Origin of the sequence: Spirillospora albida, from assembly GCF_000718255.1 — a bacterium.
Classification (GTDB): Bacteria; Actinomycetota; Actinomycetes; order Streptosporangiales; family Streptosporangiaceae; genus Spirillospora; species Spirillospora albida.
Map to the genome: position 1 here is coordinate 80,116 of NZ_JOFJ01000015.1, position 13,734 is coordinate 93,849.

At 72.6% G+C, this 13,734-nt stretch carries 17 protein-coding genes and 1 riboswitch; of the genes, 9 read left to right on the forward strand and 8 right to left on the reverse strand.

Annotation, left to right across the window (positions count from 1 at the left end; genetic code table 11):
• Positions 1–2: 2 nt before the first annotated feature.
• Both IE99_RS0120015 and IE99_RS0120020 read left to right on the forward strand, forming a co-directional pair.
• Positions 3–428 (forward strand): DUF350 domain-containing protein, encoded by a 426-nt coding sequence (locus tag IE99_RS0120015; protein WP_030172880.1) that lies wholly within the window; start codon positions 3–5, stop codon positions 426–428.
• A gap of 125 nt (positions 429–553) precedes the next feature.
• On the forward strand, positions 554–2,083 hold the full coding sequence (locus tag IE99_RS0120020) for a polyamine aminopropyltransferase (protein WP_030172883.1): 1,530 nt from the start codon (positions 554–556) through the stop codon (positions 2,081–2,083).
• A gap of 19 nt (positions 2,084–2,102) precedes the next feature.
• Here IE99_RS0120020 and IE99_RS0120025 read toward each other — a convergent pair whose 3' ends face one another.
• Together IE99_RS0120025 and IE99_RS33465 are read right to left on the reverse strand one after the other, a co-directional pair.
• The gene (locus IE99_RS0120025; RefSeq protein WP_030172886.1) at positions 2,103–3,194 is read right to left on the reverse strand and encodes a beta propeller repeat protein; all 1,092 of its coding nucleotides are present in this window, start codon (positions 3,192–3,194) and stop codon (positions 2,103–2,105) included.
• A 123-nt stretch (positions 3,195–3,317) separates the two neighbouring features.
• Positions 3,318–4,019: a MerR family transcriptional regulator gene (locus IE99_RS33465; RefSeq protein ID WP_030172888.1), complete on the reverse strand. Its 702-nt coding sequence runs from the start codon at positions 4,017–4,019 to the stop codon at positions 3,318–3,320.
• A gap of 78 nt (positions 4,020–4,097) precedes the next feature.
• Between IE99_RS33465 and IE99_RS0120035 the strand changes: the two genes are divergently transcribed.
• Together IE99_RS0120035 and IE99_RS0120040 are read left to right on the forward strand one after the other, a co-directional pair.
• Positions 4,098–5,240 (forward strand): acyl-CoA dehydrogenase family protein, encoded by a 1,143-nt coding sequence (locus tag IE99_RS0120035; protein ID WP_030172891.1) that lies wholly within the window; start codon positions 4,098–4,100, stop codon positions 5,238–5,240.
• 269 nt (positions 5,241–5,509) lie between these two features.
• The gene (locus IE99_RS0120040; RefSeq protein ID WP_030172894.1) at positions 5,510–6,109 is read left to right on the forward strand and encodes a hypothetical protein; all 600 of its coding nucleotides are present in this window, start codon (positions 5,510–5,512) and stop codon (positions 6,107–6,109) included.
• A 51-nt stretch (positions 6,110–6,160) separates the two neighbouring features.
• Here the strand turns inward: IE99_RS0120040 and IE99_RS0120045 are convergent, their stop codons facing one another.
• A complete protein-coding gene (locus IE99_RS0120045; protein WP_030172897.1) occupies positions 6,161–7,699 on the reverse strand; it encodes an acetolactate synthase large subunit in 1,539 nt (512 codons plus the stop codon).
• Positions 7,700–7,715: 16 nt separating this feature from the next.
• Positions 7,716–9,077 (reverse strand): FAD-binding oxidoreductase, encoded by a 1,362-nt coding sequence (locus tag IE99_RS0120050; RefSeq protein ID WP_030172899.1) that lies wholly within the window; start codon positions 9,075–9,077, stop codon positions 7,716–7,718.
• 197 nt (positions 9,078–9,274) lie between these two features.
• On the opposite strand from IE99_RS0120050, the gene IE99_RS0120055 reads away from it, so the two are divergent.
• Together IE99_RS0120055 and IE99_RS0120060 are read left to right on the forward strand one after the other, a co-directional pair.
• Entirely contained in the window at positions 9,275–10,606 is a 1,332-nt protein-coding gene (locus tag IE99_RS0120055; RefSeq protein WP_030172904.1) for an alpha/beta hydrolase family protein, read from the forward strand.
• Between the two features lie 98 nt (positions 10,607–10,704).
• Positions 10,705–10,980: a hypothetical protein gene (locus tag IE99_RS0120060; RefSeq protein WP_030172907.1), complete on the forward strand. Its 276-nt coding sequence runs from the start codon at positions 10,705–10,707 to the stop codon at positions 10,978–10,980.
• Between the two features lie 2 nt (positions 10,981–10,982).
• On the opposite strand, the gene IE99_RS0120065 is transcribed toward IE99_RS0120060, so the two are convergent.
• Together IE99_RS0120065 and IE99_RS0120070 are read right to left on the reverse strand one after the other, a co-directional pair.
• Positions 10,983–11,297 (reverse strand): DMT family transporter, encoded by a 315-nt coding sequence (locus IE99_RS0120065; RefSeq protein WP_030172910.1) that lies wholly within the window; start codon positions 11,295–11,297, stop codon positions 10,983–10,985.
• 32 nt (positions 11,298–11,329) lie between these two features.
• A riboswitch (guanidine-III (ykkC-III) riboswitch) is annotated at positions 11,330–11,395 on the reverse strand.
• Positions 11,396–11,416: 21 nt separating this feature from the next.
• Entirely contained in the window at positions 11,417–11,632 is a 216-nt protein-coding gene (locus IE99_RS0120070) for a hypothetical protein (RefSeq protein ID WP_051712872.1), read from the reverse strand.
• On the opposite strand from IE99_RS0120070, the gene IE99_RS0120075 reads away from it, so the two are divergent.
• Positions 11,615–12,130 carry an FAD-dependent oxidoreductase gene (locus tag IE99_RS0120075; RefSeq protein ID WP_245623279.1) on the forward strand — a complete coding sequence of 172 codons (516 nt, stop codon included), beginning with the start codon at positions 11,615–11,617 and terminating at the stop codon, positions 12,128–12,130. The genes IE99_RS0120070 and IE99_RS0120075 overlap by 18 nt on opposite strands.
• Before the next feature lie 37 nt (positions 12,131–12,167).
• Here IE99_RS0120075 and IE99_RS33470 read toward each other — a convergent pair whose 3' ends face one another.
• Together IE99_RS33470 and IE99_RS0120085 are read right to left on the reverse strand one after the other, a co-directional pair.
• The gene (locus IE99_RS33470; protein ID WP_281176562.1) at positions 12,168–12,293 is read right to left on the reverse strand and encodes a hypothetical protein; all 126 of its coding nucleotides are present in this window, start codon (positions 12,291–12,293) and stop codon (positions 12,168–12,170) included.
• Complete coding sequence (locus IE99_RS0120085; protein ID WP_030172921.1) at positions 12,290–12,505, reverse strand: hypothetical protein; 216 nt, start codon at positions 12,503–12,505, stop codon at positions 12,290–12,292. Before IE99_RS0120085 ends, IE99_RS33470 begins: the two co-directional genes overlap by 4 nt.
• A gap of 155 nt (positions 12,506–12,660) precedes the next feature.
• Here IE99_RS0120085 and IE99_RS0120090 point away from each other — a divergent pair, with 155 nt between their 5' ends.
• Positions 12,661–13,473, forward strand: coding sequence for a helix-turn-helix domain-containing protein (locus tag IE99_RS0120090; protein ID WP_157610406.1), 813 nt, complete (start codon positions 12,661–12,663; stop codon positions 13,471–13,473).
• Positions 13,470–13,676, forward strand: coding sequence for a DUF397 domain-containing protein (locus IE99_RS0120095; protein ID WP_037559771.1), 207 nt, complete (start codon positions 13,470–13,472; stop codon positions 13,674–13,676). Before IE99_RS0120090 ends, IE99_RS0120095 begins: the two co-directional genes overlap by 4 nt.
• Positions 13,677–13,734 lie beyond the last annotated feature (58 nt).

The window sequence follows — 13,734 nt, forward strand, 5'->3', positions numbered from 1 at the left end:
CGATGAACGACATCCTGCAGGAGATCGGCGCCACCCTGGCCTACGGGGCGCTCGGCATCGCGCTGATGGCGCTGGGCTACCTGGTGGTCGAGGTGACCACGCCGGGACGGCTGAGCAACCAGATCTGGGCCGAGGCCAACCGGGGCGCGGCGCTGCTGCTGTCGGCGAAGCTGGTCGGCGTCGGCGCGATCGTCACGACCGCGATCGTCACCAGTGACGACGACCTCGGCCAGGGGCTGGTCGACACCGCGGTGTTCGGCGGGATCGGCATCGTCCTCATGGTGGTCGCGTTCTATCTGCTGGACGTCGTCACGCCCGGCAAGCTGGGCGAGACGCTCGTCGGCGGGTCCGCGATCCACCCGGCGGGCTGGGTGGTCGCCGCCACCGACCTGGCGGTCGCCGCGATCGTCGCCGGGGCGGTCTCCTGACCCCGCCCGCCGAGAGCGGCACGGGCGCCGGATGCGACCCGGCCACCGAGACCAGTGCGGTCGCGGAGACCGGTGCGGTCGCGGAGGGCGGTGCGGGCGCCGCGTCGCTCGGGGCGCCGGCGCGGGTGGCGCGGGCGCTCGTCCTCGCGGCCGTGTTCACGTGCGCGGCGTGCGGGCTGGTGTACGAGCTGGCGCTGGTCGCGCTCGGCAGCTACCTGGTCGGCAACTCCGTCACGCAGGCGTCGGTCGTGCTGTCGGTGATGGTGTTCGCGATGGGGGTCGGTTCGCTCGCGGCGAAGCCGCTGCAGGGGCGCCCGGTCGTCGCGTTCGCCGTGATCGAGGGGCTGCTCGCGCTGGCCGGCGGGCTGTCGGTGCTGGTGCTGTACGCCGCGTACGCGTGGCTGAACCTGTACGTGCCGGCGCTGGTCGTCGTGGCGTTCGCGGTCGGCGCGCTGATCGGCGCGGAGATCCCGCTGCTGATGACGCTGCTGCAGCGGATCCGCAGGCAGGACGCCGGGTCGGCGGTCGCCGACCTGTTCGCCGCCGACTATGTGGGCGCGCTGATCGGCGGCCTCGCGTTCCCGTTCCTGCTGCTGCCCACGTTCGGGCACATCCGGGGCGCGCTGCTGGTCGGCGTCGTGAACGCGGTCGCCGGGATCGCGGTCGTGCTGTGGCTGTTCCGGCGGCAGCTGGGCCGCGCCGCGCGGGTGGCGCTGTGCGGCGGGATGGCGGCCGTCCTCGCCGTCCTCGGCTGGACGTACGCGCTCGCGGACGGGTTCGAGGTGTCGGCGCGGCAGGCGCTCTACGCCGCCCCGATCGCGCTCGCGGAGCGCACCCCGTACCAGGAGATCGTGATCACGCGGAAGGTGTCGCTGTCGGGCGGCACGTCCGATCTGCGGCTGTTCCTGAACGGCGACCTGCAGTTCTCGTCCGTGGACGAGTACCGGTACCACGAGTCGCTCGTGCACCCCCTGATGGCGGGGCCGCGCGGCCGGGTCCTGATCCTCGGCGGCGGGGACGGCCTGGCGCTGCGCGAGGTGCTCCGCTACCGGGACGTCCGGGACGTCACGCTCGTGGAGCTCGACCCGGCGATGATCCGGCTGGCCCGCACCTACGGGCCGATCGCGTCGCTGAACGGGCACGCGTTCGACGACCCGCGCGTGCGGACGGTCGCGGCCGACGCGTTCTCCTGGCTGCGCCGCGGCACCGGGAAGTTCGACGCGGTCGTGGTGGACATGCCGGACCCGGACGACGTCTCCACCGCCAAGCTGTACTCCGTCGAGTTCTACGGCCTGGTGAAGCGGGTGCTGGCGCCGGGCGGGCGCGTCGTCGTCCAGTCCGGGTCGCCGTACTTCGCGCCGCGGTCGTTCTGGAGCATCCGCAAGTCGATCGCCGCCGCCGGGTACGCGACGGCGCCGTACCACGTGGACGTCCCGAGTTTCGGCGACTGGGGCTACGTCCTCGCGGCCCCGGGCGGGGCCCCGCCGCCGGTGCGGCTGTCCCCGGACGCGGGGGACCTCCGCTTCGTGGACACGCCGCTCCTCCAGGCCGCCACGGTCTTCCCCAAGGATCTCCGCCGCGACGACGCCGAGATCAACACGCTCGTCCACCCGCGCCTGGTGGAGTACCAGAAGGACGAGTGGAAGTACTCCTAACCGGCCGGGGGCCGCGGTGTCAGCGGAAGCGCTCGATGACCGGCTCCCGCGTGGTGTGCCCCACGCCCAGCACCGTGCGGCCCCGGCCGACCTGGGTGAGTTCGTAGATCGACGGGATGCCGCCCCCGGGCGGCAGGGCGCGCTCGACGCTCGTCCACGCGGTGCCGTCGAAGTGCTGGTAGACGGCGGCCTGGTTGCCCTGGAACCAGACGCCGCCGCGCCCGTCCGCGGCGATGCGTCCGAGGAACCCGGGGTCGGCGGGGGTGAAGCGCGCGGCGGCGGCGGCCGGACGCGGCGGCTTGTGCTCCGTCCAGGTCCCGTCCTTGTAGCGCATGAGCGTGGGGCCGGAGAACAGGGGGTCGAACGGCATGGTGAGGACCCAGACGTCGTCCCGGTCGACCGGGAGGATCTGCAGGATCCACTGGGGCCACCGCGTCGGGAAGTCGATGTCCTGCCAGGTCCGGCCGTCGAAGCGGCGCAGCGCCGTCGGGTCGGACGCGTCGCCGCTCCCGCCCGCCCAGACGTCGCGCGGCGTGCGGGCGGCGACCGTGGCCAGCGGCAGGGGGTCCAGGCCGATGTCCTGCTCGGTCCAGGCGCCGCCGGTGTACTTGAGGACGGCGCAGTCCGCCTCGGTCTGGCATCCGGCCGACCATGCGCCGCCGCGCGAGTCGACCGATACCGCGAGGGGTGTGGGCAGCGGGTAGGGGACGGGCTTCCATGAGCGTCCGTCCCAGTGCAGCGACCGGGTGTCCGCCGGGTCGGAGGACTGGCCGACCGCCCAGGCGTTGCGGGGGCCGTTGGAGGAGACGCCCATGAGGGCGGGGGCGGTGCCGGGCGGAAGGGGATCGCGGGTCCAGGACGAGCCGTCCCAGCGGAGGACGACGGGGACCGTCCCGTCCGATTCGGAGCCGACGGCCCAGGCGGTCCGCGTCCTCGGCGCGGTGACGCCGTAGAGCGCGGCCGGCTGGGTCAGGGCGGGGACGGTGGACGTCCACGCGCCGTCCGGCGGGTCCGCCGCGGCGGGCGCGGCGGGCGTGGCGGCCAGCAGCGCGGTGGCGAGAGCGGTGAGGGTGATCGGGGTGGCGGCGCGGCGGGTGGGCACGGATGACATGGAGCCTCCATGGCGTCGCGGGCGGTGCGGCCCGTACCTTGCCAGTGTCTACTGGCAAGAAAGGACGGTACGGGGTCCCGGGCGCCGGACGAAGCCTCGCGGCCGGAACCGGACAGGCCGGCCTCAGTCCGGGACGGATCGCCGGATGGCCTCGTCGACGGCGTGCTGGAAGGAGGTGACCAGCGACTGGATGAGGAGCGGCTTGAGCTTTCCGGCCAGTTCCGTGAGCCGCGCGCGCTCGTCGGGGGAGCGGCCGCCCTCCCGGTAGGGGCGGACGATCGTCTGCTGGAAGACGTCCTGGAGCTCCACGGCCAGCGCCGAGGTGTGGCGGTCGACGGCCGCGTGCGCGGCGGCCAGCGTGTCGAGCGGGATCGGCAGCTCGGCCAGCTCGGCGCTGACGCCGAGCAGCGCGGGGCTGATGACGCGGACCGTCCCGTCGGAGAGGAGCTCGACGACCCCGAGCGCCTCGAGCCGCTCCAGCGCGTCGTCCTCGAGGTGCCGCCCGGCCCGCCGGTCGAGTTCGTGCCGGTCGAGCAGCTCCGGGCGCTCCGGCGCCCACGGCGACAGCAGCGCCCGCTGCAGCGCGAGGTCCTCGGCGGGCGCGTCCGCCGGGATCTTCTTCAGGTGCTTCTCGATCGCGGCCAGCGTGAGCCCGAGGGACTGCAGTTCCCGGACGAGCTCCAGCCGCGCGAGGTGGTCCTCGCCGTACAGGCCGGTGCGGCCGCGCAGCCGGGGCGGCGGGAGGAGGCCGCGTCCGGCGTAGAACCGCACGGTCCGGACGGTCACGCCGGCGCGCGCGGCCAGCTCGTCCACGGTGAGCTCCACTCCCGGCCTCCTCTATGTGACAGTCCTAGTGTTACATTAATCGTGTATCAGGACGTACTTACCGAGGGAGTCCGCCGGATGGCACGGGAGATCTTCACCGCGGAGCACGAGGCGTTCCGCGACACGGTGCGCTCGTTCATCGAGAAGGAAATCGCGCCGCACCACGAGCAGTGGGAGAAGGACGGCGTCGTCTCCCGCGAGGTGTGGCTCGCGGCCGGGCGGCAGGGCCTGCTCGGCATCGACATGCCGGAGGAGTTCGGCGGCGGCGGCATCGACGACTACCGGTACTACGTCGTCCTGAACGAGGAGCTGGCGAAGGCCGGGGTGCACGGCCCCGGGTTCTCGGTGCACAACGACATCAACGGCGGCTACCTGCGCCAGCTGTGCGACGACGACCAGAAGGCCCGCTGGTTCCCCGGCTACTGCTCCGGCGAGCTCATCACCGGCATCGCGATGACCGAGCCCGCCGCCGGCTCCGACCTCCAGGGAATCAAGACCACCGCGATCAAGGACGGCGACGAGTACGTCCTGAACGGCTCCAAGACGTTCATCTCGAACGGCATCCTCGCCGACCTCGTCATCGTCGTCGCGAAGACCGACCCGTCCGCGGGCGCGCGGGGCGTCAGCCTCCTCATGGTCCAGCGCGGCATGGAGGGCTTCGAGCGCGGCCGCAACCTCGACAAGGTCGGCATGCACGCGCAGGACACCGCCGAGCTGTTCTTCGACAACGTCCGCGTCCCGGCGAAGAACCTCCTCGGCGAGGAGGGCATGGGCTTCATCTACCTCATGCAGAACCTCGCCCGCGAGCGCCTCTCCATCGGCGCGACGGCGCAGGCCGCCGCCGAGACGGCGTTCGAGCAGACACTGGAGTACTGCAAGACCCGCGAGGCGTTCGGCCGCCCGATCGGCAAGTTCCAGCACAACCGCTTCACCCTCGCGGAGATGAAGACGGAACTGACCGTCACCCGGTCCTTCACCGACGAGTGCATCGTCAAGGAGAGCAAGGGCGAGCTCTCCGCCGACGAGGCCGCGATGCTCAAGTACTGGAACACCGAGCTGCTCAAGCGGGTCGTGGACCGCTGCGTCCAGCTCCACGGCGGCTACGGCTACATGACCGAGTACCCGATCGCCAAGGCGTACCAGGACGTCCGCATCCAGACGATCTTCGGCGGCACCACGGAGATCATGAAGGAGATCATCGGCCGCTCGCTCGGCGTCTGAGCCGCGAGCCCCGTCGTCGGCCCCGGGCCGACCGCCGCCCGGCGGTCGACCCGGGGCCGCGCGCGCGGCGGCCTCGGCCCGGCGGGACGCGCGCCGGTGATATTGCCGTCGGAAATAACCCTCACGCGCGGCTGGATTCGGCAAAGAAAAGGACTTACCCGCTCTGAGCTGCGGGAACGCACGCGGTAACGGTGGCAGGGTGGCGGCCTGACCATTCCTGTGCCGCCCGGCGGCACCCGTCGAAAAGAACCAGAATGCGTGTGCAACGAATGACGTCACCGGCGTGTGCGGTCACGCTCGCGCTGGGCCTGCTCACCGCGGCCGGGACCGCGACCTTCGCGGACGGCCCGTCCCACCGTGCTGTACCGAAGGCGCCCACGGTCTCCGGGGCCCCGACCGTCACCAAGTACACGAACATCGCGGTGCTGTTCGCCCCGGCCCCGGGCGACCGCTCCGCCGCGTCCTTCCAGTGCCGCCTCGACGACGGCCCCTACCACCACTGCACCTCGCCGTACCGTGCCCGCGACCTCGCCGAGGGGCGGCACACCCTGTCGGTGCGGGGCGTGAACGCCCACGGGACCCCGGGCGCCGCCCACACCGACTCCTGGACGGTCGACCGGACGAACCCCGACCAGCCGTGGGTGACCGACCCGCGCCCCGTCGGCGAGGACCAGGTCGTCGTCCGGATCCGCGGCGAGCGCGGCGCGAGCTTTCGGTGCAAGCTCGACCGGACCGCCTACCGCGCCTGCGGCAGCTCGCTCCACCTGCGGAAACTGCCGCGCCGCACGCACACCCTGCGCGTCTACCAGATCGACGCGGCGGGCAACGAGGGTCCGTCCGCCGCCGTCCGCTGGCGGCCCGTCCGCTGACCCGCGCCGCGACCCCGGGGGCCGGGACGATCCGGCCCCCCGCTCGCAGGCTCAGCCGATCGGCGGAACGGCGATCTCGATGAGGTGCGGCCCCGGCTCGGCGAGCGCCCGCGCGAATCGGTCCGCGAACTCCTCGACCGTGCGGGCCCGCGTCGCCGGAACGCCCATCCCCGTCGCCATGGCCACGAAGTCCAGGCCGGGACGGGACAGGTCGACCATGTCCTTGACGGCGGTCCCCTCGGTCGTCGGCGCGGCCTCCGTCGCGCCGACCCGCGCCATCTCCATCGACAGGATCGCGTAGGCGCCGTTGCTGAACACGACGGTCGTGATGTTGAGGTTCTCCCGGGCGTGCGTCCACAGCGCGGAGATCGTGTACATGGCGCTGCCGTCCGACTCCAGGCAGATCACCGGGCGGTCCGGGCACGCGACCGCCGCGCCCGTCGCGACCGGCAGGCCCTGCCCGATCGCGCCGCCGGTCAGCGTCAGCCAGTCGTGCCGCGGCGCGCCCGCCGTCGCGTCCGCGAGCCACAGCCCGGACGTGTTCGACTCGTCCGACACGATCGCGTCCTCGGGCAGCAGCGCCCCGATGACGGCCGCGGCGGTCTCCGCCGTGAGCGGCGCGTCCGGGACGTCCGGCCGCCGGAGCGGCTGCGGAGTCGGCTTCACGTCCGCCGCGACCGCGTCGGCGAGCCGGGCGAGGGCGGCGGCGCCGAGGTCGTGCACCGCGCAGCCGTCCGGCACGAGGTCCCCCTCGCGGCCCGGGTAGGCGAAGAACGTCACGGGGCGGCGCGCCCCCGCCAGGATGATGTGCCGGACGCCGTCGAGCTGCATCGCCGCGAAGTCGCCCAGGTACGCGAGCCGCCCCACCGCCGGCAGTCCCGCGCCGCGCTCCAGCCGCGCCGGGAACGTCTCGCACAGCACCCGCGCCCCGGTCGCCGCCGCGATCCGGTCGGCCGCCTCGAGGCCCTCGCGCCGGGTCGCGCCGCCGCCGATGAGCAGCAGGCAGGGCTCACCGCCGTTCAGCGCGGCGATGACGGGCTCCAGGTCGGCGTCGTCCCGCACCGCCGGTGCGGGGGCGGGCGCCGCGACGCTCCCGCCCTCGTCCCACGCCACATCGGCGGGGACGATCAGCGTCGCGACGCCCCCGGCCCGCGCCGCGGCGACGGCCTCCGCCGCCGCGCCCCCGGCCTCCGCCACGCGTTCGGGTGCGCCCGTCCAGACGGAGACCGTCCCGGCCATCGCCGCGATGTCGGACTGCAACGGCGCGTCGAACCGCCGGTGCCCGGTCGCGTGGTCGCCGACGACGTTGACGACCGGCGTCCCGCCGCGCCGCGCGTTGTGCAGGTTCGCGAGCCCGTTCCCGAGCCCCGGCCCGAGATGCAGCAGGACGGCCGCCGGGTCCGGCGCCATCCGCCCGTACCCGTCGGCCGCGCCCGTCGCGACGCCCTCGAACAGGCACAGGACGCCCCGGGCGCGCGGCTCCTCATCGAGGGCGGCCACCAGATGCAGTTCTGAGGTCCCGGGGTTCGCGAACCAGACCGTCACGCCCGCGTCCGCCAGCGTGCGCACCATCGCCTGCGCGCCGTTCATATGCGTCTCCCACCGCTCAACCGAACAGGACACCGGGGTTGAGTATCCCGTCCGGGTCGATTGCCTGCTTGATGCCCCGCATCAGCCGGATTCCAGCCTGATCCTCCAGCGCGAGGAAATGCGCGGCCTTCTCCCGCCCGACGCCGTGCTCGCCGCTGATCGTCCCGCCCAGCGCCACGGCCGCCCGGAGGATGCCGTCCATCACGGCGCGCAGCGCGTCCGCGTCCGGCTGGAACACCGACAGGTGGACGTTCCCGTCGCCCACATGGCCGCAGCCGCTGAGGAGCGTGCCGCTCTTCTCGGCGAGCCGGTGCACGGCGGCGAAGTAGTCGGCCAGGACGGCGCGCGGCACGACGGCGTCCACGATCGCGTTCGCCCCGGCGTTCCGCGCGGCCCAGAACGCCTTCTCCCGGGCCGAGACGAGCCGCCGCAGGGCGTCGTCCTCCAGCATGTAGACGTCGGCCGTTCCGGAGAGCCGCCGCGCCAGCGCCTCGACGTCCTCGGCCAGCCGGTCAGCGGAGGCGTTCTCCAGGACCACCAGCAGGTACGCCTGCGCCCGCTCCCGCACGTCCGCCGGAACGCCGAGGTCGACGCCCGCGTTCGCGGTGATCGCCCCCATGGCCAGGACGTCCACGTACTCCAGGACGAGCGGGTCGAACCGCACCAGGCCGGGCACCGCGGCCGTCACGCCCGGCAGGTCGGGGAACGGCGCCAGCACGCCCGCCATGTGCGCGAGACGGGGCCGGAGCCGCAGCGTCACCTCCGTGACCAGGGCGAGCGTGCCCTCCGACCCCACGATCAGCTGCGTCAGGTCGTAGCCGGTGGACCTCTTCACGTACCGGCCGCCCGTCCGGAGGATGTCCCCGTTCGCGAGGACGACCTCCAGCCCGGTCACGTGCCGCCGCGTCACGCCGTCCTTCACCGCGTGCATGCCGCCCGCGTTGGTCGCGACCGTCCCGCCGATGCTCGCGCCGCCCTCGCCGGGGAACACCGGGTACACGAGGCCGGTCTCGGCGGTGGCCCGGTCGAGCTCGTTCAGGGTGACCCCGGGCTGCACCACGGCGATCTGGCCCGCGGTGTCGATGTCGATGATCCGGTTCATCCGCTCGAACGACACGACGAGCCCGCCGGGACACGGCACGGCCGCCCCGGACAGGCCCGTCCCGGAGCCCCGGGCGGTGACCGGCACGGAATGCTCGCCGGCGATCCGCAGCACGGCGGCGACCTGCGCGGTGTCGGCCGGCCGCACCACGGCGAGCGGACGCGTCGCGGCGACGCCGAGCGACTCGTCCCGCCCGTAGTCGTCGGGGACCGCGTCGCCGGCCAGCACGTGCGCGGCGCCGACGGCGCCGGCCAGCGCCCTGACGACATCCGCCATGGCACTCCCTTCCGCGGCGAACCGCAGGTCCGGCCCGATCGGGCCAGTCTGGCGGCGCTCCGCAGCGGCGAACGGGGGACGTTCGTCCCTTTCCCGCGGGCCTTCGGTCCCCGGCCGGTCCGTCCGGATGTGGCCATCGGGCTGCCCCATACCGACCGGGCGGTATGTAATGCGCGGGACCACCGTGGAGGGCTCCCATGCGCATCCGTGCACTCGCCGTCGTCACCACCGTCCTCGCCGCGCTCGCCCCGGCGGCCGCTCACGCCGACCCGGTCCCGGACGACCGGCCACTACCCGGGTACACGATCCAGAACCCTGTGCTGCCGCCCGTCCAGGTGAACGGCGAGCCGTCCCGCGTCCTGCAGGGCGTGCACCGGCACGCGGCGTACGACATCGAGGTCCCGCCCCGCTGGAACGGCCGCCTCGCCCTCTACGCGCACGGCTACGCGGGGCAGGGCAAGGTCCTCACCGTCTCGCCCCCGCCCTACGGGCTGCGGCAGCGCCTCCTCGACCAGGGCTTCGCATGGGCCGCGTCGTCCTACTACGCCAACGGCTACGACGTCCGCGCGGGCGTCCTCGGCACCCGCGACCTGGCCGACCTCTTCACCGCGAGGATCGGGCGCCCCCGCGACCGCGTGATCGTCGGCGTCTCCATGGGCGGCCACGTCGCCGGACGCTCCATCGAGCAGTACCCCGGCTACTACTCCGGCGCCCTCCCCATGTGCGGGGTGCTCGGCGACAACGCCCTCTTCGACTACCTCCTCGACTACAACCTCGCGGCGCAGGCGCTGTCCGGCGTCCGCGAGTACCCGGTGACCTCCGCCTACGCGACGGTGACCGTCCCCAAGATCCAGGCCGCGCTGGGCCTGGACGGCCTGCGCCCCGGCGGCCCCGACACCACCAACGACCGCGGCAAGCAGTTCCGGACGATCGTCACCAACCGGACGGGCGGCCCCCGCCCCGGCGCCGACGCGGCCTTCGCCGTCTGGAAGGACTTCCCCTTCACCCTGGCATCGCCTTCCCTGCCCGGCGCCCCGCCGGCGGAGAACCCGGGCCAGGTCGCGACGAACCTGTTCACCCGCTACACCCCGAACACGCCGTTCGACGTGAACGCGGCCGTCCAGCGCGTGCGGCCGGAGAACCTCCCCGCCCGCCTGTCGAACCGCCTGTCCCACATCCCGCGCGTCAACGGCCGGCCGACCGTCCCGGTGCTGACCCTCCACAACCTCGGAGACCTGTTCGTCCCGTTCTCGATGGAGCAGGTCTACGCGTCCGAGACGGCCCGCCACCACCGCTCCGGCCTCCTCGTCCAGCGCGCGATCCGCGCGGCCCAGCACTGCGAGTTCACCCCCGCCGAAGCGGCCCGCGCCTGGGACGACCTGATCCACTGGATCGACACGGGCAAGCGCCCGGCCGGCGACACGACCACGAACCCGAAGACCGTCGCGACCCCCACCTACGGCTGCCGGTTCACCGACAAGGCCGCGTACACCAGCGGAACCCGCCCCCTCTACCCGCCCTGCCCCTGACCCGCGCAGCGGCCATCGCCGGTCCGGGAGGGATCGGTACGGTGTACCTGCTGGTGTCGTGCGTCCCGAGCACGCCGGGTACCCGAGGGAGTCCAGCGATGGGTGCGGAGATGCGGCTGAGCGCCGAGGACACGGCGGCGCTGGAGCAGGCAGCCGGCGTGGCGGGGCCGGTCGTCCTGGTGAATCTGTTCGCGCTGCGCGAGCGGGCCGAGTACGAGGACGGCCGGGACGAGCCGTGCAGCGGCGTCGTGGGGCACTACCCGTCCGGTGCGGCCGTGCTCGACCTGTTCGAGGACCCGGAATACCTCGACGCCTACCGCCACCGCCGCGCGGCCGTCCGCGACCAGCGCGTCATCATCTCCCCGGCGTTCTAGGGTCAGTGCAGGAACTTCAGGCCCGCGACCCCGCCGACGATCAGCGCCAGGCACAGCAGCCGCGCGGTCGTGGCGGGTTCGTTCAGGACGGCCATGCCGTACACGGCCGTGCCCGCCGCCCCGATGCCCACCCACACCGCGTAACCGGTGCCGACCGGGATGGCGCGCAGCGCGTAGGCGAGCCCGGCCATGCTCAGGGCCAGCGCGACGGCGAACAGCACCGTGGGACGCGGACGGGTGAAGCCGTTGGACGAGGCCAGGGCCGCAGCCCAGGCGGTCTCCAGGAAACCCGAGATGACAAGGACGATCCACGCCACGACGACGTACCTCCGCGAGAGACTGGCGAATGTCCACGTCGTCTTGTCATGCCGGGTACGACGTACTCGTCCGGGGCCGCCACGCTGGGTGACCGGTTTCGAGGCTAGCACCGCGAAGGTCATGGACCTTTCAGGCCGTTGAGGAAGAGCGCGGCGAGGGTGTCGATGATCTCTTCGTCCGTGGCCTCTTCGGTGCCCGCGGTCAGGAAGGCGTAGCCGAACATCGACGTGGCGGCGCCCATCATGGCGGCCAGCAGGGCCGGGTCGCCGGGCAGCCGGTGGCCACGGTCGCGGAGCTGGACGGGGTCGGTCAGGTCGTGGCCGCGGCGGCGCACGCGCCCGATCCGGACGCGATCGGCTTGGACGTGCTGCGAGACCTGTACCGGCGCGAAGAGGTGCCGAACGCCCTGCTGCACGCGGTGACCGCACTGCATCGGCCGACCCTGATGCACTCGCTCGCCAAGGTGCCGACCTGGCACAACGACCGGATCGTCCTGGTCGGCGACACCCTGCACCCGGTCGGCGCCGGCCAGGGCGCGTCCATGGCGATCGAGGACGCGATCGTTTTGGCCCGCGCCCTGGAGACCACCGCCGACGTGCCCACCGCACTGGCCGCGTACCGCCGGACGAGGCAGGCCCGCGTGACCAGGACGCTCAAAGCCGGCGACGACTCCCGCGACGCCAAAACCATGGGCCCGATCGCCCGCCGCGTGCGCAACCTGATCATGCCGCTCGCCTTCCGATTCGCCTACGAACGCGCCACATCCTGGCTCTACACCGACGACGCGACGTCCGCCAGGCACGAACCGGCCGACTCGTCCCGCCCCCGGTGAACCGCGCGGTTCACGACCGGACGCCGGGAATCGGGTGCTATGTCGCGCGATGCCTGCCGACATAGCCGCTGCCGGTGAAGGCCATGCCTACGAGCAGGGCGAGCATCCAGATCAGGTAGAGGGTGAGGAGTGATCCGCCGACGATGGCGAGGGCCGGGATCACAGGGTCTTCTCGATCTCGAGCTGGGCGGCCAGGGATTCCTGCATCCGTTCGCAGGTGTCCTCGATGAGGGTCGCGCAAAGGCCCTGGTAGAGCTCTTCGCTGGTGAGAGGGCGGCCACGACGGGGCGCGATGACGAACGCCGCGTTTTGTGGATGGCGGATATGCCAGGACGGGTACTGCTCCTGGAGTCGGGCACGCTCTTGATCGTCCATGGAATGGATCCCCTGCGAGGTCGTTCCGGCTTTTCGCGGACGAGCCTCGCAGCGCGGAGTTACCGTGAGCTACGAACCGAACACCCACCTCCGAGCACCCGGCCGGACGGGGGTGACACCCCGAACCGGCGGACCGACACCCGGGAGGCACCCCCGTGACACCCTCACACGGCGCCGACTGCTCACCCTTCCAGGAGGTCTTCGTCAGCGAACTCCGGGCCCGGCGAGAGATGGCCGGACTGTCCCGCAACAAGCTCGCGGCCGCACTGGGCTGCACCCCGCAATGGATCGCCAAGGTCGAGACGTTCGAGAAGGCGCCGTCCGAAGGTCTGGCGGATGACCTGGATACCTACTTTGAGGCGCACGGCGCATTCCGCCGTATGTGGGAACGACACATGGAGGTGCGTCGGCGCGGGCTGATTCCTAGCGGCTTTCGACCACTGGCCGAAGCCGAACCGGATGCCTCACAGTTCAGCATCTTCGCCCCGCTGCTGATCCCTGGCATTCTGCAGACCGAGGAACACGCGCGCATGGTGTTCGAGGCGGAGCAGCCCCCGGACAAGGTGGAGGAACTACTCTCCCTTCGCATGGCGCGGCAGTCGATCTTCGCAAAACCCCAGCCCCCGCTGGTGTTCCTCCTGCTCCGCGAGGCGGTCGTCAGGGACCTGCGCGAGGAGATCCGTGAGGAGCAGTGCAAGCGGCTCATCGATATGGCGCAGATGCTCAACGTCTCCATTCAGATCATCCCGACTCGGGCCCGCGTTTTCCAAGGCAGCGGGTTCCAATTGCTGTCGTTCGATGAGAGCGCGGACGTCGCGTACGTGGACGGTGCGAGCGGCTACGGGCAGATGCTCACGAAACCGGCGAGCGTGAGGAGGCTTGCCGTACTCTTCAATTTGATCAGGTCCACCGCGCTGTCCGCGGAGGATTCGGAGCACCTGATCCGTTCGACCATGGAGAGCGTGTGAGCACACTGGATCTGTCGTCCGCGAAGTGGCGCAAGAGCGCGAGAAGCGACTCCTCCGGCGGCGACTGCGTCGAGGTGGCCGGGGTGGGGTCGGTCGTGGCGGTGCGGGACTCCAGGGACCCGGACGGGTCCCGGATCGTCCTGGTGCGGGACGCGTTCATCGCGCTGGCCCGTGACATCCGTTCCGGACGTCACGACCGGTAGCTCGACCGCTTGGAGGGGCGGCCCCTCGCCCTCGGCGGCGTTGGTGAGGGCGAGGGCG